We start from the raw sequence: 19100 nt of genomic DNA on the forward strand, positions 1-19100 counted from the left end.
TACCTCGACCTCGTCATCTCTTCTTCAGCGGGAGCAGTGCGCTGATGCGGAAGCCGCCGCCCGGGCGGGGGCCCGCGTCCAGGGTGCCTCCGACCATACCGATGCGTTCGCGCATGCCGATCAGGCCGTGGCCCGCGCCGTCGGCGCCGCCGTCCTCGTACAGTTCGTGCGCCGCGCCGCGGCCGTCGTCCTCGACCAGGAGGCCGAGTCCGTCGTCGAAGTAGACCAGCCGGACGCTGGCCCTGGCCTCCGGGCCGCCGTGCTTGCGGGTGTTCGTCAGGGCCTCCTGCACGATGCGGTACGCCGTCAGTTCGACCCCGCTCGGCAGGGGGCGCCGGGCGCCCTCGACCTCGAAGTCCACCGTCAGGCCGGCTGCCCGCACCTGTTCGACCAGGACCTCGATCTGTTCGACGTCGGGCTGCGGGACGTAGTCCTCCGACTCCTGCGGTTCGCCCGTGCGCAGCACGCCCAGCAGGCGCCGCATCTCCGCGAGGGCCTGCCGGCCCGTCCCGGAGATGGTCTGGAGGGCCTCCTTGGCCTGGTCGGGCGCCACGTCCATGACGTACGCCGCCCCATCGGCCTGGACCACCATCACCGACACGTTGTGCGCGACGACGTCGTGCAGCTCGCGGGCGATCCGGGCGCGCTCGGCGGCCACCGCCACCTTGGCCTGCGCCTCGCGCTCCTTCTCCAGCCGCTGGTTGCGCTCCACGAGCTGCGCGTAATAGGCGCGCCGGGTGCGCAGCGAATCGCCCAGCACCCAGGCGAGGGCGAACGGCACCGTCATGAACAGGGTGAACAGCACGGCCTCCGCGGTGCTGGGGCCCTTGTCCACGCCGAAGCGCGCGAAGTACAGCGGCGAGGCCAGCAGCCCGAAGCCCAGCGCGGTGCGCGAGACCCACCGCGGGACGTCCCCGGCGGCCACGGTGAACAGGACCACCAGCATCGCGAAGTCGAAGAGGCTCGCCTCCGGGCCCAGCACCAGCTGGTAGACGCCCGCCCCGACGGTCAGCCAGAACATCGGCACCGTCCACTTGCGCCGCAGCGCGACGGCGGTGCACAGCGCGACCACGCACGGGACGGCCAGCAGCCGGCGCGGCGTGCTCACCTCGGCCGCGCCGCCGGCCTCCGCGACGATCAGCATCGACAGCCCGAAGAGGAGGACAGCCCAGAAGCTGTCGACGCCCGTCGGGTGTCTGCGGATGAAGTCGTAGAGGCGCTGCACGTAACCCAGAGTAGGGAAAGGAGATAGGTGCTGGAGTCAACCACAGGTGCGATCCCTGTGACGGGGGCGTACTCCCCAAGGTGGAGGGTGACCTTAGCCTGTGGGGGATGAGCGCTGAGGGTGGAGTGAGGGGACCGGTCCGGTGGCGGACCGCGATGGAGGCCGCGCTGTACGGGCCGGGCGGTTTCTACGTGCGGCCCGGCGGCTCCGGGCCCGCCGGGCACTTCCGGACGTCCGTCCACGCCTCGCCCCTGTACGCGGGTGCGGTGGCCCGGCTGCTGCGCGTCGTGGACGAGGCCCTCGGCCGGCCGCGGCGCCTCGACCTGGTCGACGTCGGGGCCGGGCGCGGCGAACTGCTGACCGGGGTGCTGGCGGCGCTGCCGGCCGGGGTGGCGGCGCGGGTGCGCCCGTACGCCGTGGAGCGCGCGGCGGAGCCGGCCGGGCTGGACCCGCGGATCCGCTGGGTCGCCGCCCCGCCCGAGGGGGCGACGGGCCTGCTGTTCGCGAACGAATGGCTGGACAACGTACCCCTCGACGTCGTGGAGGACGGCCGGTACGTCCTGGTCGCGCCGGACGGTACGGAGACCCTTGGCGGCCCCGTCGACGCGGCGGACCGGGCCTGGCTGGAGCGGTGGTGGCCCGGCGCGGCGGCCGGGGAGGGCCGGGCGGAGGTCGGCCGGGCCCGCGACGAGGCCTGGGCGGCGGCCGTCGCCACCCTGGAGCGGGGCCTGGCGGTGGCGGTGGACTACGCCCACACCCGCGCGGCCCGGCCCCCCTGCGGCACCCTGACCGGGTTCCGGTCGGGACGGGAGGTCCCGCCGGTCCCCGACGGCGGCTGCGACATCACCGCGCACGTCGCGCTCGACGCCTGCGCGGGGCCGGGCGCGGCTCTGCTCGGCCAGCGCGAGGCCCTGACCGCGCTCGGCGTCTCGGGCGGCCGCCCGCCGCTGGCGCTGGCCACCACCGACCCGGCGGCGTACGTCCGGGCCCTGGCGGCGGCGGGCGAGGCGGCGGAACTCACCGCCCGCGGGGGCCTCGGCGACTTCGGCTGGCTGGTCCAGCCGGTCGGCGTCCCGCCGTGGCCGGGGCCGGTCCGCTGAGCGGGGTCAGAGCCGCTTCACGCTGCGCAGGGTCGTCGCGTAGTAGCCGTTCCCGTCGAGGCGCGAGGCACCGCCCTTGTCGCCGATGGTCGGGCCGTTGGCCTCTTCCCGGCTGGAGATGAAGATCTTGTGCCCGTCGGTGTCGGTGCCCAGGTAGATGCCCGTGTGGTCGAGGCGGTCCTTGGTACGGGCGTCGAGCTTGAAGAACAGCAGGTCGCCCGGCTGGACCACATCGGTGGACGCGGGCCGGTGCTCCGGGCCGGTCCCCTTGAGCGGGATGACGTCCGTACCGAGCGCGGAGCGGGCGATGCCGTTGGCGGTGCGCGGCAGGCCGGCGCCCGGGGTGTCGTCGGGCAGGAGGGGGTAGCGGGACCGGTAGCCGAAGACGATGCGGACGAAGCCCGAGCAGTCGATCGACCGGTAACGGGCGGGCTGCGGCTGCTTGCTGACGCCGTTGCGGAACGCGTACGGCTTGCCGAGGTAGTCGTAGAAGTCGGACTGCTCCAGGCGCAGGTCGTTGCCGAGCGAGCCGGCCGGGTTGAGCGGTCCGAAGGCGGCGTCGCCGGCGTACGGGGTGCCCTGCGGGTCCTTCTTCACCGGGGCCTGGTCGCCGTACTGGAAGGCGGTCGCGAAGATGTCGTCCTCGCGGCTGCCGTAGTACTTCTTGAACCAGTCCTTGAACCACGGCTGGTTCTCGGCGCCCTCCTTCCACGCCTCCGGCATCAGCCGGACCCAGGCGTCGGTGACGACCCGGGAGGTGGTGGTGGCGGGCTCGCTGAAGGTGCGGCTGGGGCCGGTGAGGGTGGCGGTACGGGCGCCGTCGGTGAAGGTGGCCAGCACCTGCCCGCCGGCGTCGCGCAGCACCGAGCGGGCGGGGCTCTGCACGCGTTCCCACTTCTGGGCGCCGGCCGCGCCGCTCCCGTCGGCGACGACGTGCACGGCGGGCGTCTTGGCCTGCTCCTCCGTCCGCAGCGCGTACGTGAAGTAGGCGCTGCCGGCCAGCAGGGCGAGCACGGTGACCGTGTGCACGGCGGGGAGGGAGCGGCGGCCCTTCGGCCGCTTCTGCGTCTTCTTCTTCGTCTTCGACGGGGCGCTCATGCGGGGCTCCGGGCGGCTGCGGTGGGTGCGGGCGGGCGGGGGCGGTGGCGCGTCAGGCGCTGGGCATGACGCCGAGCAGGATCCCGGCGGTCAGGACGACGTACGTCATGAGCGTGGCGCTGCCGGTGGCGAGCAGGGTGGCCCCCTTGGGCTGGCGGACCAGCTGGTAGGCGATCAGGCCCGGGACGATGAAGCCGAGCGTCTGGTTCGCGTACAGGAGCGGGAACTCCATCTGGAGCACGATCACCACGGTGGCCTGGAGGAGGACGCCGATGAGGACGACGGCGGCGAAGAGGCGCTTGCCGTAGAGGATGACGAACTTCTGCGTGAGCAGGGTCAGGAGGTACGTCGTCACGGTGATGCCGACGACGAGGGCGGCGCGCTGGAGGTCCTCGATGAGGGTGAGCGCGAGCCACCCCGGGGTGATCATGCCGCCGGGGGAGAGGTTGGTGGTGAGGTAGCAGAGCAGGGAGAAGAGCAGGCCCAGGGCGATGCCGATCGCGGCGATCTCGGGGGTGAGGACGGCGGGGATCAACGGGGCTCTCCTGGGTGGTCGTGCGGGTGCCCTGGCCGGGCGGGGTCGGCCTGTTGCTGCGGCTGCTGCGGGTGCTGCTGCTGCGGCCAGGCCGGTACGGGGGTGGCGCTGGCGATGCCGAACGGCTCGGGCGCGGGGCGGGGAACTCCCGCGTACGGGTCCTGCCCGGACGGGCCCGCGGGGCCGCCGGGCTGCGCCTGCGGGGGCTGCCAGGGCTGCCCGTTCGGGTCGGCCGCGTAGGGGTGCCCGGTGTGGGGCCGCTGGGCGTACGGGTCCTGCGGGGACGGCGCCTGGGCGTGGGGCCGCTGCCCGGCCGGGTCCTGCCCCGCCAGATCGTGCGCGGACCGGTGCTGCCCGTAGCGGTGCTGGCCGTACGACTGCTGCTCGTGCGGGGTCTGGCCGTGCGGGGTCTGGCCTTGCGGACCCTGCCCGTGCGGGGCCTGCCCGTACGTGTCCCCCGCATAGGGGGCCTGGCCGTTCGGGTGCTCACCGTACGGGGCCTGGCCGTGTGGGTTCTGGGCGTAGGAGGCCTGCCCGTGCGGGGCCTGCCCGTACGCGGCCTGTCCGTACGGGGCCTGCCCGTAGGCGGACTGCTCCTGCCGGAGGTGGCCGTACGGGTTTTCGCCGTACGGGTCCTCTTCGTACGGCTGTTCCGCGTACGGGTCGAGGGGGCGGGTGAAGGCCGGGGTCGCGGGCTCCGCGCGCGGCGTCTCGGTGTCCGGGTCGGACTCGTCCGGCGGGAGTTCCGCGAGGTGCTCCAGCAGGATCTCGCCCTGGCCGTGAATGTTGCCGATGGCGACCAGCGAGGAGCTGGCCCCCAGGTGACCCAGCAGCTCGTGCATGAACTCCTCGCCGTCGCGCTGGTCACCGCCCAGGTCCACGGCCCGGTCGCGCCAGGCCGCCGGGATGGCGTCGATGGCGCTCTTGGCGGGATGCCCGATCACGAACACCTTGTCCGGCTGGAGCTCGGGAACGATCGACCCCATCTGGCCGTTGCGCTCGACCCGGTCGGGCCGGCAGTTGATCACCACGTTCAGCGGGCGGTCCACCGCCCCCAGGTCCAGCAGCTGGTTGATGTTCATCAGCGTGGACTCGGGGTCGTTCGCCGCGAAGACGTTGGCGAAGCGCAGCCGCTTGCCGCCCGGCGCCAGGTACCGCTCGACCGACAGCACACCCGGGTCCGGCGGGGCCTCGTACATGCCCTTCAACGCGGTGGCCCGGTCGACGCCGAGGAGACCGGCGACGGTGAGGGCGATCGCGACGTTCTCCTTGAACGTGAACCAGCTGAACCCGCGCAGCTCCTCGTCGGAGACCGTGTCCGGGTCGGCGTAGATCAGCTCGCAGTTCCGCGCGTCCGCCTCCAGCTGGAGTACGTCGAAACGTTCCTTCTCGGCGGTGACGCAGATCCCGCCGTGCGGCATCGAACGCGACAGGGACCGGGCGATGTCGTCGAGGGTCGGGCCCATCTCGGCGACGTGGTCCTCGCGGACGTTGCACAGGACGCCGATGGTCGACTGGATCAGCTTGGACTGGTTGATCTCCTGGAGCGCCGGCATGACCGCCATGCACTCCATGACCAGCGCGTCCGGCCGGTAGGCGGCGGCGCGCCGCACGATGCCGATCTGCTCGACCACGTTGGCGATGCCGAACTTGCGGTAGACCGGCTCCTCGGTGGCGTCGGGGTGGATGAACCGGGCCGCCGTGCCGGTGGTCTTCGCGACCGTGGTCAGGCCGCCGCCGCGCAGCGCGCCCGCGCACAGCCGGGTGATGGAGCTCTTGCCGCGGATGCCGTTGACGAGCACCCGGTTCGGTATCCGGTCCAGGTTGGAGAAGTGGCGGCGCTGCTCCACGATGCCCGCGACCAGCATGATCAGGCAGCAGACGAGCAGCACGCAGTAGAGGAAGAGCACGGCGGATCAGTTCTTTCCGGCCGGTGCGGACGGCTGTCCGGCGGCCTGCTTGCGCTGCTGCTGTCGCTGCTGGAGCTGCTGACGGATGATCTCCAGGCTGCGGGTGACGGCGCCGACCTCGTCGTGGTGGCGCGGGTAGAGCACCGAGCGGCGGTCCCCGTCGGCGAGCGCCTCGGCCCGCCGGGCCAGCTCGCGCAGCGGTGCGACCACGACGATCTGGAGCCAGCCCAGGCAGGCCGCGCCGACCGCGAAGCCGAGGAGGCCGGCCAGGACGGTGCGGTTCTGCAGGCTGTACTCCGGGATGGCCAGGCCCTTGGCGGACTGCCGGCTGACGACGGTCCACTTCAGGGCGGCCGCCGGTCCGTCGCCCGCGAAGGGCGCGGCGGCGGCGATGACGTGGTCCGTGCCGCTGCGGTAGAGGGTGCTGCTCGGGTGCGGGGTCGCAGCGGTGGCCGCGGCTGCCGCAGCGGCGGCAGCCGGGGTGGCGGAGGGGGCGGGCGTGGCGGCCGTACTCCCCGCCTTCGGGGTGGAGCGGTCGACGAGGGCGTCGAGGTGTGCGTCGTCGAGCTTCTGGAAGGCGCGGTAGCCGCCGTTCGAGGCGATGATCCGGTGCTTGGCGTCGACGACCCGGACCTCCCCGAGACCGGGCCGCTTGATCAGGGAGTTGAGGAAGTCGATGCGCAGCTCGCCGACGACGGCGGTGCCCTGCTTCCCGGGGAGCGGGGCGGTCGCCACGATCACCGGGGTCTTCCCGCTGTCGTCCAGGGCCACCGCCTGCTTGCGCGGCCCCTTGCCGTCGGCGGCCTTCGGGGAGCCGCCCGCCTGGGCGAGGACCTTGCCGGCCGGGTCGAGGACGTAGAGGGACTGGTAGCGCTGGTGCTCCTCGGCGGTGCGCTTCAGGACGGACGTCATGTGCTCCGGGGTGGTGTCGCCGTCCATCAGCGAGGCCACGGACAGCAGGTCGGCCTGGCCCTCGTTGAGGGCGCGCCGGACCCGGTCGTTGAGGGTGTCGGTGCGTTCGCGCTGGTCGCTGACCAGCTGCTTCGGTATGACGACGGCGTCCGCGGCCCGGTTGACGAGCAGCCCCAGCGGGACGCACCAGGCCAGGAGCAGGACCGCGCACAGGGCGAGGAGCGTACGGGCCCCCGTACGGCGCCCGCGGCGGGCGCGGGAGGCGGGGGCGGGGGCGGAGGCGGCCGGGTCGGCCGCGGCGCCGTCCCGCAGCTGGAGGCGCAGGCGCTCCAGGGCGGTGGCGATCCGGGCCGCCTCGGCGCCGCGCGGGACGGCGACGGGGCGGGTGAGGTCGCCGCGGGTCAGCCGGCGGCTGTCCAGGAACAGGGCGATCAGCGGGCGCTGGACGGTGGCGAGGAGCAGGGCCACGACCAGGGCGCCGACCAGCAGCAGCGCGCCGGCCAGGACCAGGCCGGCGAAGGCGTCGGTGGCGTGCGCCGGGTTCTGCGGCACGTTGACCATGGCGACGACGGTGAGGTCCAGGCTGGTGGCGGTGGTGCCGACACCCGCCGCGGGCCCGGCGACGCCCGCGTAACCGGCGGCGGCCCGGTTCGCGCCGGACTCGGCGCCGAGCAGGCTGCCGCTGACCCCCGGGAAGCCGCCGGAGCCGGGTTCCTTGGCGGTGAGGGGGTTGGCGCGGGTCTTCTGGACGGCGGTCTTCGCGAAGGAGGCCAGCTGCTTGGTGTCGCGCTTGACGCCGGCGCGCTGGGCCTCCGTGACCCGCTCGGGCTGCGGGATGCCGTCGCTGCTGAGCACGGCGCCGTCGGCGCCGGCCACGGCGATGGCGCGGGACTTGCCGAGGCTGATGCCGGGGAAGCGCAGGCTGCTGGAGGCCACCAGCAGCTCCTGGGGGCGGTCCTTCCAGTTCAGCAGGGAGAGGGTGAGCAGCCGGGTCTCACCGCCGGCCAGCCGGACCATGCGGGGGGACAGGCCGCCCGGGCCGGAGAGCTTGGTGCGGTCGACGGCGGTCAGCGGGAGGTTCTCGCCGCGGGCGGCGAGCAGCCGGCCGGAGCCGATCTCGACGACGGCGGTGCCGCGCCACTTCTGGTAGACGCTGCCGATGCGGTCGAGGACGGCGTCGGGGGCGATCGGCTTGCCGGTGGAGAAGAGGGACGCGACCCGGTCGAGGTCGCTGACGCTCTCGTCCAGGGAGGCGCGCAGGGAGATCGCGCCGTCCTCGGCGAAGTGCTGCTGCGAGGTGAGCACGGCCTCGGGCAGCCGGTCCTCGCGGATGGTGCCGAGGCTGAACGCGGTGAAGCCCGCCAGGGCGAGCAGCAGCACCGACAGGACGGTGATCGGGGGCCTGATGCCACCGAGCAGCGACATGTCGGCCCTGCGGCGGGCCTTGCGCCGCCGGGGAGAGGCCGGGCGGCCGGGGGCATTTTTCACTCGGCTATTTTCGGTCAGTGATGACTCGGAAATTCACAAAAAAGATCACGATCATGGCGCTTATGGCCGTGATGATCATGGCGGGGGTCGGTTATGTCGCTTTCATGCGCTCATATGCGCCCGAAAAGCAGGACAAGTCCGCCCCGTCGGATGTGGTGCGGGCCACTGACCTGATGGGCAGGGTGACCCGATTCACCTCCGAATTCGGGACGTCCGGCGGGTACCGCATCCCGACGCACGCGGAGCGGGACACCTTGCTGGAGGGTGTTTCGGCCCTTTTCGACGGGAATGTCGACAAGGCTCGTACCCGGCTCGCCGACGTGGATTACCGCATCGACACCTTCACCGACGGCGTCCCCGGGGGACGCCGCTACGCCGAGGTCGCCGACGCGGCGGCCCGCCCCGGATCCGCGAACCGCGGCTGGGGCCGGGTGTACGTCGACCTCGGCGCGGCCCCGCGCTGGTCCGTCCAGGTTCCGCACCCCATCGCCGACCAGGACACCGAACGGCTCGGCGTCGAGGTGCTCCGCGGGGCCCCCGGCGGGGTCATGGTCCTGGCGGGCGCCCACCGCAAGGCGGGGGCCGGCGCGGGGGGCCGGGCGGGCGGGGGCGAGCAGGAGGACTCCGCCGACACGGAGTCGGGGGAGACCGCCCCGGATGAGGCGGCGTCCGGGGATCCGGCCGCGGGGGACCCCTCCTCGGGGGACCCCGCCGACATGGCGCACCGCACCGACTCCGTCTTCCACGCCGTCGTCACCGAGCTCACCCGGCGCGGCCTGCCCGGAATCCAGCTCCACGGCTTCGCCGACTCCTCCGTCCGCGCCGCCGCAGCCGTCGTCTCCACCGGCGCCGGGAACACCGCCGCCGCCGACGCCGAACGGCTCGCCGGGCAGCTCCAGGAGCAGGGGATCAAACCCTGCCGGGCCTGGTCCGGCTCCTGCCACCTCGGGGGCCGCGACAACGCGCAGGGCCGGCTGGCCGCCGAGCGCGGGACCCGCTTCCTGCACCTCGAACTGGCCCGCTCCGTCCGGGCCGACCCCGGCCGCACCGCCGGGACCGCCCGCGCCATCGCCTCCGTCACCGCGCGGTGGGCCGCGGACGACGCGGGGGCCGCCACCCCGACGGGATGACGGCCCCTGTGGTGCGCGCGAAGGGGGTTACCGCGTGACGCGGTCGTGGTCGTGGTCGTGGCCCGGCCGCAGACCGCCGCCGCCGTTGCCCGAACCGGTGGTCGGCTTCGAGACGACCGGCGTCGTCAGCGGGGCCAGGTCGTACGCGTAGTGGCCGACCGCGTTCGCGATGACGTCGACGTTGATGTCGAGCGCCTTCTGGTCGATGTTGGTGATGTCGTCACCCTTGCCGTGGTAGTTCACGTCGTAGGCGACACCCGCCTGGCCGCCGAACTTGGCCGCCTGCTCCGGCGTCTTGATGCCCTCGGCGCCCGTGTCCGTACCACCGGACGGGATGCCGGCCTCGATGAACGGGCCGTAGTCCGAGCGGCCGGTGAAGTCACTGCCCTCGTGCGGGATCTTCTGCGCGTCGAGGAAGTCGGTGATCTGCTTCTCCAGTTGCGCCGAGCCCTCGGGGCCGGGGCCCGAGCCGACCTTGTCGGAGTCGTCACCGTCGTAGACGAAGTACGCGGCGTTCGGCGAGGCGATCATGTCGAAGTTGAGGTAGAGCCGGATCTGCTTCTTCTGCTCCGGGGTCAGCGAGGCGACGTACGCCTCGGAGCCGAGCAGGCCGAACTCCTCCGCCGACCACCAGGCGAACTTGACCTTGTTCTTGATCTTCGACTGGCTGCTCGCCAGCCGCTGCGCGACCTGGAGGATGCCCGCCGAGCCCGAGCCGTTGTCGTTGATGCCGGGGCCGGCCTGGACCGAGTCCAGGTGCGCGCCGAGGAAGACGGTGTTGTCCGCGTCACCGCCCCGGGTCTCCGCGACCACGTTGAACGTCTTGCGGTTCTCGCGCAGTTCGCGGATGTCGAGGGTGAGCTCGACCGGGCCGGCGGCGGCCTCGGCGGCCAGCTTCTGCCCCTCCTCCTGGGAGACGCCACCGGTGGGGATCTTGCCCGCGGCCGGGTCGCCGATGGTGCCGCTGAGCGCGCCGGCCGTGTTGTTGTAGATGACCGCGCCCAGCGCGCCGGCCGCCGCCGCGTTCGCCTGCTTCACCGCGAAGGCGCAGCCGCCGCGCTGGATCAGCGCGATCCTGCCCGTGAAGGCGCCGGCCGCGAAGTCGCCGGGCTCGCAGCCGGTGCTGCCGTCGGCGTCGACCGGGGCGACCGCGAGCCGCGCGGTGATGCCGTCCTGCGGGCCGCTGGCGGTGTACGTCATCAGCTTGATCGGGACGTCGCGCTCGTCCGCGCCGTTCACCTTCAGCGTTTCCGCGACGGTCTCGACGTACACGAACTCGAACTCGTTGCGCGTGACCTGGTACCCGGCCGCCTTCAGCACGCCCTCGACGTACGTGGCGGACTGGACGTGGCCCTTGGAGCCGGCCACGCGGGTGCCCTTGTTGTAGTCGGCGATCGACTGGAAGACCTTCAGGTGGTTGTTGGCACCCTTGCCGGTCGACTCCCGGACCAGCTTCGCGGCCAGCGCGTCTCCCTTCGCGGCATCGCTCTCGGGGCTTGCGGCGGCGCCCGCCGGACCGGCCACCAGGAGCGGGGAGACGAGGGCGGCGGCCGCCAGTGCGGCGGTGGCTGCGGCTATACGGCGAGAGGGGCGAGAGGGCATGAAGGTCCTTTCACGGCACGCGGGCAAGGAGGTGGTCCGGGTGGAGCGGATGGACCGGGTGGGTCGGTGGTGGACGCACGTTAGGCAGCAACCGACCGCTCTCGCCAGACCTTTGACTGCTACCGGTGTGTGAAATCCGGATATCGGTGTGTCTTCGCCGATCGAATTCGGCCACCGTCCGGAGGGGGAGCGCCGCCGGCGTCACCGCAGAATGGGTCACCGCAGAATCCCCTCGATGAAATCGGAACCTATGCGGGCCACCACCGACAGATCCAACTGGTGCTGGACGTAGCGCCCCTGACGGCGCGTGTGCAGCAGCCCCGCCTTCTTCAGCACCGCCAGGTGCCGGGACACCTCCGGCGGGGTGATCCCGTACACCCGCGCCAACTCGCTCGTCGTGTACGGGGCCCGCGCCAGGCTCCGGCACAGCATCATCCGCATCGGGTGCGCGAGCGCCTCCATCCGGCGGGTGAGCAGCTCCACCGAGCCGGGCGCGGAGCCCAGTTCGGGCGAGTCCAGCGGGTAGTGCACCACCGGCCGCCAGCCGGGCGCGTGCAGCACGAGCAGGTGCGGCCAGCCGAAGTTCGTCGGTACGAAGAGCAGCCCGGTCCCCACCTGCGGATCGGTCGCCGTCGTCTGGCCGTTGACCATCTTGTCGGCGGTGACCGTGGTGAGCGCGTCGTCCACGCTCAGCGCCGCCGACACCTCCCGCAGCGCCGCGGGCAGCCCCTTGTGGCGCAGCACCTCCGCCTTGTGGCGGACGTCCGCCGTCTGCCGGGGTTCCAGCCGCCGCCAGGTCTCGGCGAAGAAGGCCTCCTCGCAGTCCTCCAGCAGCCGGCGCAGCCAGACGCGCACCGCCTCGGTGTCGTCGAGCAGCCGGACCGAGAACGCCAGCTGGCGGGGCCCGCGCGCGGCGGCCGTCTCCAGCGCCTTCGCCCGGGCGCCGGCGTCCTTCAGCGGGGAGGGGCCGCCGCCCTCGTTGTAGAGGGCGAGCCAGCAGTGCTCCAGGGCGGCCATCACGAACCGCTCGTCGTCCAGCCGGTCGAGCGTGTCCAGGTCCTCGGCCAGGGTCGCACCGGGGCGGCCGCTGCCGCCGGGGATCCCGGCGAAGGGCATGAACACGTCGGAGAAGGAGCTGCGCCACATGAAGTCGGCTTCGAGCAGCCGGTCCGCCAGACAGGGGTCCAGCGCGGCCCGGGTGGCGGCCGTCCAGGACTGCAGACGCGGGTGGTGGGCGGGCTGCGACAACGCGTGCAGCGCCATGCAGAGCTCGGCGAGGGGAGCGGGCGCGAAGCCGATCCGCTCCGCGGGGAGCCCGTCGATGTCGATGGTGACGCTCATCGCGCCATTCTGACCGCTGCGCCGGCCCGGCCGGCACGCCCCGCCGGGGCGGGCTCCGCCGCAGGTGGGAGGCCACGATTGACGGGGAACGTCAATCGTCGCGCGGGTCGCCGCCGACGGGGTGAGGGTGGATGCATGAGCGCCATCGAGCAGTACCTCCTCGACACCTACCGAGCCACCCAGCACGGCACCCCACCGCCCCCGCCGCCCGGCCGCCACGACCTGGCGGTCCTGCGCGCCGCCCGCACCCGCGCCCAGTTCACCGCCGTCCTGGACGGCCACCCCGCGACCCACCCCTGGCTCCACGCCCTCCGCCGCCGCCTCCGCCCGGGGGCGGGGGTGTGCTGAGGGGGGTGGGCGGCACGGGCCCCGGGGAAGCGGGGTGCCCTTGACCCGCGTCAGGGAGGGTTCGGGGGTTTCCCGTCCGTCTCATCGTCCTTCCGTGGCGGGGCGGTCCCTCAAGGGCGCTCCCTCCGGTCGCGTCGCTTCGCGATGGCCTTCGGCCACCCTTGACCGACCACCCCGCCACGAAAAGCCGAAGACTCCCGGGAAACCCCCAAAAGAACGGTTACCGGGCACCCTACGGAGGAGCGGCCCCGTCAGCGTCGCCAGCCCCGCCTCCGCCGGCCCAAGCCCCGGACTCGACCGGCCATCCACGGCATCCCGAACCACCGACAGCCAGAACGCACGGAACGTCGCCATACCCGCCCCCGGCCCCCGGCGCAGCAGATCGCTACGTGCTCGCCCCGTACGGCGTCCGCCGCTCGTCGTCGGCTCAGACGCCGACGACGCGGACACGATCGCCGCACAGCTTCGTCATGTCGTCGACGTCCGAGGTCAGAAGGACAACCGGGTGGTGCTGGCGCAGGGCGGCCTCTGCGACGGTCGCGTCGATCGCGTATTTGTGCCCGTGGAGACCTGACTCCAGCAGGAGGGCAGATGCGGCACGGGCCTCTTCATCCCCCACCGGAATCACGCGCATACCGGAGAGGATCCAGCTCAGCCGGGCTCGGTTGGTCCGCGCGTGCACGGCCTCGACGATCGTCAAGGCGCAGATCACGACTTCCATGCCACGACTGCGCGCCTCGGCCACCAGGGCGACGACGGGCTCGTCGTCGCTCAGCAGTTTGGACAGGCCTTCGCTGTCCAGGAGCAAGGTCCCCGCGCGGGTCAGCTTGCGGCGGGCCATTCCTGACCTTCCGCGAAAACCTCGTCAAAGATGTGGCGTGCCGACTGCTGCGCTTCCGGAGAAATGGGTCCGCAGCGCTGCTCGTAGTCGGCCAGGTACTCGTCCAGGATCTGGCCGCGCAGCTGTCGTTCCACGGCCGCGGCGATGTAGGCGGAGAACTCTCGCTTGCCCACGCGGGAGCGGATCGCCTCGGCCGTTCCTTCCGGCAGCGACAGACTCACTCGGGCGGCCGGACCCTCACCGATTCCGTACGTCGTTTCAGACACCCCGCCAAAGTATCAAAGGAGTAGGAAAAAGGCCTCGCCTGCTACGGGAAGGGCCGCCTCTCGGGTCCTGGGGGGTCTGTTCTGGAGGGGTCGAGGGTCGGTGACGGGGTCGCTCCTCCCCGGTCTCGGGCCCGTGAACGTTCTTTTGGGGGTTTCCCGGGAGTCTTCGTTTTTCCGGGGTGGGGCGGTGGGTCAAGGGTGGCCTAGGGCCATCGCGAAGCGACGCGACGAAGGAGCGCCCTTGACGCGCCGTCCTGCCCCGGAAGGACGATGAGACGGACGGGAAACCACCAGATGCTCCCTGGCGCGGACCCGCCGAGGCCCCGCCCCCCCCCGAGCCCCCCTACAGCCGGTCCGTGAAGTCCCGGGCTGCCCTCGTCACGTCCTCCCGGGTCCACGTCAGGCCCGGGCGCGTGATCGTGAGTTCCGTCATGGACAGGCCCGGCGGGGACTGGGGGGACCACGTGTGGAACAGGGCCGTGCCCGTTTCCTCCGCCTGGCGGACGGCCGCCTCCGTCAGGCGGTCCGCCTCGTACGGGAGCCAGACCTGGAACTGGTGCGTGTGCGGGGGCTCCGGGTGGACGCGGAACCACGGCAGGCCGGCCCCCGCGAAGCCCTCCCGCAGGGCCTCGGCGACGACCTTCGCCTGGGCCGCGTACGAGGGGAGCAGCGGCAGCTCCCGTTCCAGGCCCGCCAGCGCCGCCAGGGCCTGCGGGAACTGCCGGAACACCTGGCCCCCGTACCGGTGGCGCCAGACGCGGGTCTCCTCCACGAAGCTACGGGCCCCGGCCAGGCAGGCCCCGCTCAGCCCGCCGAGGGACTTGTAGAAGGAGACGTAGACGGAGTCCGCGAGCCCCGCGACCTCCGCCAGGGGCCGGCCGAAGTGGGCGGCGCACTCCCAGAGCCGGGCCCCGTCGAAGTGCACCACCGCGTCCCGCTCCCGGGCGGCGTCCACCAGATCCACCAGCTCCACCCAGGTGGGCAGCAGGAACCCCGCGTCGCGCAGGGGCAGCTCCACCAGCAGGCTGCCGAAGGGCTCCGCCAGCGCGGCGACCTCCTCCGCGGTGGGCTGGCGCGGCTCCGCCGTGGGGTGGACCGTCCGCAGCCCGGAGACCACCGACAGCGCCCCGCCCTCCCAGCGCTCCGGATGGCTCAGCGGGTGCAGGGCGACCACGGGGTTGCCGGTGCGCCCGGCCCAGCAGCGCAGCGCGATCTGCTGGGCCATCGTCCCGGAGGGGAAGAACGCCGCGTCCTCGGTGCCCAGCAGCCGCGCGACCCGGCGTTCCAGTTCCGCGACGGCCCCGTCGCCGTACACGTCGGCCGGCGCGTCCAGGTCGTACGGGGCCTCGGCGAGCGCGGTCAGCAGCTCGCGGACCGTCCCCTCCCGGGGTCCCCGCGCCAGCACCCGCTCCGCGCCCCGCCAGGCCGCCAGCCGCCGGGCCGTGCGCCGCGTCTCTTCGTCCGGGCCGGCCGCCCCGTCCCCCACCGTGTGGTCCGTCATGGCCCGATCATGCCCTCCGGCGCCGCCGACCGGGCCGTCCCCCCAGGGGCTAGCATGGCGGCGTATCGTCCGGTACCCCCCGCGGACTGGAACGGAAGGCCCTCCCCGCGTGAACGCACCCCATCAGACGGAGCCCCGGGATCCGTCCGCCCGCCCTGCCCGGCTCACGGTCGGCGTCGTCGGCGCGGGCCGGGTCGGTCCCGCGCTGGCCCGCGCGCTCCAGCAGGCCGGGCACCGGCCCGTCGCCGTGTCCGGAGTCTCCGACGCCTCCCGGCGCCGCGCCGAGCGGATGCTGCCCGGCGTGCCACTGGTCAGCCCGGCGCAGGTGATGGAGCGCGCCGAGCTGGTGCTGCTGACCGTCCCCGACGACGCGCTGCCCGGCCTGGTCGAGGGCCTCGCCGAGACGGGCGCGGTGCGCCCCGGGCAGCTCCTCGTGCACACCTCCGGGCGGTACGGGGCCTCCGTGCTCGACCCCGCGCGCCGCGCGGGCGCCCTCCCACTGGCCCTGCACCCCGCGATGACCTTCACCGGCACCGAGGTCGACGTGCAGCGCCTCGGCGGCTGCTCCTTCGGCGTGACCGCCCCCGAGGAACTGCGGCTGGCCGCGCAGGCCCTGGTCATCGAGATGGGCGGGGAGCCCGAGTGGATCGCGGAGGAGAGCCGTCCGCTCTACCACGCCGCCCTCGCCTTGGGCGCGAACCACCTGGTCACCCTGGTCGCCCAGTCGATGGAGGTGCTCCGTACGGCCGGGGTCGAGCACCCCGACCGGATGCTCGGCCCGCTGCTGGGCGCCGCCCTCGACAACGCCCTGCGTTCCGGTGACGCCGCGCTGACCGGCCCGGTGGCCCGCGGTGACGCCGGTACGGTCGCCGCCCACGTCGCCGAGCTGCGCCGGCACGCCCCCGCCACCGTCGCCGGGTACCTCGCGATGGCCCGCACCACCGCCGACCGCGCCCTCGTGCACGGCCTGCTCAAGCCCGAACTCGCCGAGGACCTGCTGGGCGTCCTCGCCGACCCCGCCGAACCGACCGCAGAACCGGAGGGTGGCGAGCGATGACCGCCCCGCTGCTGCTGCTGAACACCGCCGAAGAGCTGCACGGGCTGCCGCGCACCGGCCGCCGCGCCGTCGTGATGACGATGGGGGCCCTGCACGAGGGCCACGCCACCCTGGTGCGCAGCGCCCGCGCGCAGGCCGGTCCGGACGGGCAGGTCGTGGTCACCGTCTTCGTCAATCCGCTCCAGTTCGGGGCGAACGAGGACCTCGACCGCTACCCCCGCACCCTCGACGCCGACCTGCGGATCGCCGCGGAGGCGGGCGCCGACGCCGTGTTCGCCCCGGCCGTCGACGAGGTCTACCCGGGCGGCGACCCCCAGGTGCGGATCACCGCCGGACCGATGGGCGGGCGCCTCGAAGGCTCGACGCGGCCCGGCCACTTCGACGGGATGCTCACCGTCGTCGCCAAGCTGCTCCACCTGACCCGCCCCGACCTGGCGCTGTTCGGCCAGAAGGACGCCCAGCAGCTGGCCCTGATCCGGCGCATGGTGACCGACCTGAACTTCCCCGTCGCGGTGGCCGGCGTGCCGACCGTACGGGAGGACGACGGGCTCGCCCTGTCCTCCCGCAACCGCTACCTGGACCCGGCCGAGCGGCGCACCGCCCTGGCCCTGTCCCGCGCCCTGTTCGCGGGCCGCGACCGGCTCGCCGCCCAGGCGGCCCTGCGCGCCCGCGCCGAGGCCGCCCCCGCCAGCGACGAGCGCGCGGCCGGCCTGGCCCGGCTGGGCGAGATCCGCGCCTCCGCCGACGCGCACGCCGTCTCGGCGGCCGGCGCGGGCCTGCCGGACGCCGTACGGGCCGCGGCCCGGCACGTCCTGGAGGAGGCGGGCCGCCACGACCCGCCGCTGGTCCTGGACTACCTGGCCCTGGTGGACCCGCAGGACTTCACCGAGGTCGGTCCCGACTTCACCGGCGAGGCCGTCCTGGCCGTCGCGGCGAAGGTGGGCGCGACCCGGCTGATCGACAACATCCCCATGGAGTTCGGAGCACACGCGTGAGCACCACAGGCAGAGGCACCCCGGCGGCCGGGACCGGCGGCACCGGCATACGGCTGCACGCCCCCGCCCCCGGCTGGGCCGTCGAGGCGGACGTCGTGGTCGTCGGCTCGGGCGTCGCGGGCCTGACCGCCGCACTGCGCTGCGCCGCCGCGGGCCGCCGTACGGTCGTGGTGACCAAGGCGCGCCTGGACGACGGTTCCACCCGCTGGGCCCAGGGCGGCATCGCCGCCGCCCTCGGCGAGGGCGACACCCCCGAGCAGCACCTGGACGACACCCTGGTGGCGGGCGCGGGCCTGTGCGACGAGGCGGCCGTACGGCTCCTCGTGACCGAGGGCCCCGACGCGGTCCGCCGGCTGATCGCCACCGGCGCCGTTTTCGACACCTCCGCCGCCACCGGGGAGATAGAGCTGACCCGCGAGGGCGGCCACCACCGCCGCCGCATCGCGCACGCGGGCGGCGACGCCACGGGCGCCGAGATCTCCCGCGCGCTGGTCGAGGCCGTCCACGCGGCGGGCATCGAGACCGTCGAGAACGCGCTGGTCCTGGACCTGCTCCAGGACGCCGAGGGCCGTACCGCCGGCGTCACCCTGCACGTGATGGGCGAGGGCCAGCACGACGGGGTCGGCGCCGTCCACGCGCCCGCCGTGATCCTCGCGACCGGCGGCATGGGCCAGGTCTTCTCCGCCACCACCAACCCGGCGGTGTCCACCGGCGACGGGGTGGCGCTCGCGCTGCGCGCCGGGGCCGAGGTCTCCGACCTGGAGTTCGTGCAGTTCCACCCGACGGTGCTGTTCCTGGGGCCCGACGCCGAAGGACAGCAGCCCCTGGTGTCGGAGGCGGTCCGCGGCGAGGGCGCGTACCTGGTCGACGCGGACGGGGTCCGCTTCATGACCGGGCAGCACGAGCTGGCCGAGCTGGCCCCGCGGGACATCGTCGCCAAGGGCATCATGCGCCGCATGCAGCAGCAGGACGCCCGGCACATGTACCTCGACGCCCGGCACTTCGGCGCCGAGATGTGGGAGCACCGCTTCCCGACGATCCTCGCCGCCTGCCGCTCCCACGGCATCGACCCGGTGACCGAGCCCATCCCGGTCGCGCCCGCCGCGCACTACGCCTCCGGCGGCGTCCGCACCGACCTGCACGGCCGCACCACCGTCCCCGGCCTGTACGCCTGCGGGGAGGTGGCCTGCACCGGCGTGCACGGCGCGAACCGGCTCGCCTCGAACTCCCTGCTGGAGGGCCTGGTCTTCGCCGAGCGCATCGCGGACGACATCATCGCCCACGCCCCGGCGGGCGGCAGCCCCGTCCCGCTCCCCGTTCCCGCGACGGGCCCCCTCCAGCCCGCCGAGGCGCGCTACGAGATCCAGCGGATCATGACGGACGGCGCGGGCGTGCTCCGCTCCGGCGCGTCCCTCGGCACGGCCGCCGCCGCGCTGGAGTCCCTGTACACGACGGCCCTGGGCGAGCTGGAGGCCCACGGCAAGACCGCCGTCCCGGGCGTCGAGAGCTGGGAGGCGACCAACCTGCTGTGCGTGGCCCGCGTCCTGGTGGCCGCCGCCCAGCGGCGCGCCGAGACCCGCGGCTGCCATTGGCGCGAGGACCACCCCGACCGGGACGACGCCGCCTGGCGCCGTCACCTCGTGGTCCGGCTGTCGGCGACCGAGCGGCGGGCCCTGGTCGTCACCCCCACCGACTGCGCGGACTTCCCGTCCGTGGACGTCCCCCTCACCCCCCAGAGCCTGGAGCAGTGA

At 73.8% G+C, this 19100-nt stretch carries 15 protein-coding genes and 1 pseudogene; 6 read left to right on the forward strand and 10 right to left on the reverse strand.

Going from position 1 to position 19100, the window contains the following annotated elements:
- Positions 1-13 precede the first annotated feature (13 nt).
- Positions 14-1225, reverse strand: coding sequence for a sensor histidine kinase (locus ACZ6ZT_RS15140; RefSeq protein ID WP_469719600.1), 1212 nt, complete (start codon positions 1223-1225; stop codon positions 14-16).
- 107 nt (positions 1226-1332) lie between these two features.
- Here ACZ6ZT_RS15140 and ACZ6ZT_RS15145 point away from each other — a divergent pair, with 107 nt between their 5' ends.
- Positions 1333-2325, forward strand: a complete 993-nt coding sequence (locus tag ACZ6ZT_RS15145; RefSeq protein WP_469719601.1) for an SAM-dependent methyltransferase — start codon at positions 1333-1335, stop codon at positions 2323-2325.
- A 6-nt stretch (positions 2326-2331) separates the two neighbouring features.
- On the opposite strand, the gene ACZ6ZT_RS15150 is transcribed toward ACZ6ZT_RS15145, so the two are convergent.
- The 4 genes and pseudogenes from ACZ6ZT_RS15150 to ACZ6ZT_RS15165 all read right to left on the reverse strand — a co-directional run bounded on the left by ACZ6ZT_RS15150 (position 2332) and on the right by ACZ6ZT_RS15165 (position 8268).
- Positions 2332-3423 carry an NlpC/P60 family protein gene (locus ACZ6ZT_RS15150; RefSeq protein WP_469719602.1) on the reverse strand — a complete coding sequence of 364 codons (1092 nt, stop codon included), beginning with the start codon at positions 3421-3423 and terminating at the stop codon, positions 2332-2334.
- Between the two features lie 52 nt (positions 3424-3475).
- Positions 3476-3958, reverse strand: a complete 483-nt coding sequence (locus tag ACZ6ZT_RS15155) for a poly-gamma-glutamate biosynthesis protein PgsC/CapC (RefSeq protein ID WP_469719603.1) — start codon at positions 3956-3958, stop codon at positions 3476-3478.
- Positions 3959-4626: 668 nt separating this feature from the next.
- A pseudogene (pgsB, locus tag ACZ6ZT_RS15160) lies at positions 4627-5868 on the reverse strand (poly-gamma-glutamate synthase PgsB); the annotation flags it as partial.
- 6 nt (positions 5869-5874) lie between these two features.
- Positions 5875-8268 carry a HAMP domain-containing protein gene (locus ACZ6ZT_RS15165; protein ID WP_469719604.1) on the reverse strand — a complete coding sequence of 798 codons (2394 nt, stop codon included), beginning with the start codon at positions 8266-8268 and terminating at the stop codon, positions 5875-5877.
- A 104-nt stretch (positions 8269-8372) separates the two neighbouring features.
- On the opposite strand from ACZ6ZT_RS15165, the gene ACZ6ZT_RS15170 reads away from it, so the two are divergent.
- Positions 8373-9398, forward strand: a complete 1026-nt coding sequence (locus ACZ6ZT_RS15170; RefSeq protein ID WP_469719605.1) for a hypothetical protein — start codon at positions 8373-8375, stop codon at positions 9396-9398.
- Positions 9399-9425: 27 nt separating this feature from the next.
- Here ACZ6ZT_RS15170 and ACZ6ZT_RS15175 read toward each other — a convergent pair whose 3' ends face one another.
- Both ACZ6ZT_RS15175 and ACZ6ZT_RS15180 read right to left on the reverse strand, forming a co-directional pair.
- On the reverse strand, positions 9426-11000 hold the full coding sequence (locus tag ACZ6ZT_RS15175) for a M28 family metallopeptidase (RefSeq protein ID WP_469719606.1): 1575 nt from the start codon (positions 10998-11000) through the stop codon (positions 9426-9428).
- A 216-nt stretch (positions 11001-11216) separates the two neighbouring features.
- Positions 11217-12341 (reverse strand): DUF5937 family protein, encoded by a 1125-nt coding sequence (locus ACZ6ZT_RS15180; protein ID WP_469719607.1) that lies wholly within the window; start codon positions 12339-12341, stop codon positions 11217-11219.
- Between the two features lie 135 nt (positions 12342-12476).
- On the opposite strand from ACZ6ZT_RS15180, the gene ACZ6ZT_RS15185 reads away from it, so the two are divergent.
- Positions 12477-12689, forward strand: a complete 213-nt coding sequence (locus tag ACZ6ZT_RS15185; RefSeq protein WP_469719608.1) for a hypothetical protein — start codon at positions 12477-12479, stop codon at positions 12687-12689.
- Positions 12690-13116: 427 nt separating this feature from the next.
- Here the strand turns inward: ACZ6ZT_RS15185 and ACZ6ZT_RS15190 are convergent, their stop codons facing one another.
- The 3 genes from ACZ6ZT_RS15190 to ACZ6ZT_RS15200 all read right to left on the reverse strand — a co-directional run bounded on the left by ACZ6ZT_RS15190 (position 13117) and on the right by ACZ6ZT_RS15200 (position 15297).
- Positions 13117-13530, reverse strand: a complete 414-nt coding sequence (locus ACZ6ZT_RS15190; protein WP_469719609.1) for a PIN domain-containing protein — start codon at positions 13528-13530, stop codon at positions 13117-13119.
- Complete coding sequence (locus ACZ6ZT_RS15195; RefSeq protein ID WP_469719610.1) at positions 13512-13796, reverse strand: hypothetical protein; 285 nt, start codon at positions 13794-13796, stop codon at positions 13512-13514. Before ACZ6ZT_RS15195 ends, ACZ6ZT_RS15190 begins: the two co-directional genes overlap by 19 nt.
- A 343-nt stretch (positions 13797-14139) precedes the next feature.
- A complete protein-coding gene (locus ACZ6ZT_RS15200; protein ID WP_469719611.1) occupies positions 14140-15297 on the reverse strand; it encodes a threonine aldolase family protein in 1158 nt (385 codons plus the stop codon).
- Positions 15298-15406: 109 nt separating this feature from the next.
- Here ACZ6ZT_RS15200 and ACZ6ZT_RS15205 point away from each other — a divergent pair, with 109 nt between their 5' ends.
- The 3 genes from ACZ6ZT_RS15205 to ACZ6ZT_RS15215 are packed head-to-tail and all read left to right on the forward strand — an operon-like array spanning position 15407 to position 19100.
- The gene (locus ACZ6ZT_RS15205; RefSeq protein ID WP_469719612.1) at positions 15407-16354 is read left to right on the forward strand and encodes a Rossmann-like and DUF2520 domain-containing protein; all 948 of its coding nucleotides are present in this window, start codon (positions 15407-15409) and stop codon (positions 16352-16354) included.
- Positions 16351-17349 carry a pantoate--beta-alanine ligase gene (gene panC / locus ACZ6ZT_RS15210; protein WP_469719613.1) on the forward strand — a complete coding sequence of 333 codons (999 nt, stop codon included), beginning with the start codon at positions 16351-16353 and terminating at the stop codon, positions 17347-17349. Before ACZ6ZT_RS15205 ends, panC begins: the two co-directional genes overlap by 4 nt.
- Positions 17346-19100 carry an L-aspartate oxidase gene (locus tag ACZ6ZT_RS15215; RefSeq protein ID WP_469719614.1) on the forward strand — a complete coding sequence of 585 codons (1755 nt, stop codon included), beginning with the start codon at positions 17346-17348 and terminating at the stop codon, positions 19098-19100. Before panC ends, ACZ6ZT_RS15215 begins: the two co-directional genes overlap by 4 nt.

The sequence above is a fragment of the Streptomyces sp. NPDC102258 genome (assembly GCF_055584685.1).

Bases quoted from the DNA above. Each gene is read 5' to 3' on its own strand.
- ACZ6ZT_RS15145 (WP_469719601.1), top strand. From the start codon at position 1,333: ATGAGCGCTGAGGGTGGAGTGAGGGGACCGGTCCGGTGGCGGACCGCG.
- panC (WP_469719613.1), top strand. From the start codon at position 16,351: ATGACCGCCCCGCTGCTGCTGCTGAACACCGCCGAAGAGCTGCACGGG.
- ACZ6ZT_RS15180 (WP_469719607.1), bottom strand. From the start codon at position 12,341: ATGAGCGTCACCATCGACATCGACGGGCTCCCCGCGGAGCGGATCGGC.
- ACZ6ZT_RS15175 (WP_469719606.1), bottom strand. From the start codon at position 11,000: ATGCCCTCTCGCCCCTCTCGCCGTATAGCCGCAGCCACCGCCGCACTG.
- ACZ6ZT_RS15170 (WP_469719605.1), top strand. From the start codon at position 8,373: ATGCGCTCATATGCGCCCGAAAAGCAGGACAAGTCCGCCCCGTCGGAT.
- ACZ6ZT_RS15150 (WP_469719602.1), bottom strand. From the start codon at position 3,423: ATGAGCGCCCCGTCGAAGACGAAGAAGAAGACGCAGAAGCGGCCGAAG.
- ACZ6ZT_RS15190 (WP_469719609.1), bottom strand. From the start codon at position 13,530: ATGGCCCGCCGCAAGCTGACCCGCGCGGGGACCTTGCTCCTGGACAGC.
- ACZ6ZT_RS15200 (WP_469719611.1), bottom strand. From the start codon at position 15,297: ATGACGGACCACACGGTGGGGGACGGGGCGGCCGGCCCGGACGAAGAG.
- ACZ6ZT_RS15185 (WP_469719608.1), top strand. From the start codon at position 12,477: ATGAGCGCCATCGAGCAGTACCTCCTCGACACCTACCGAGCCACCCAG.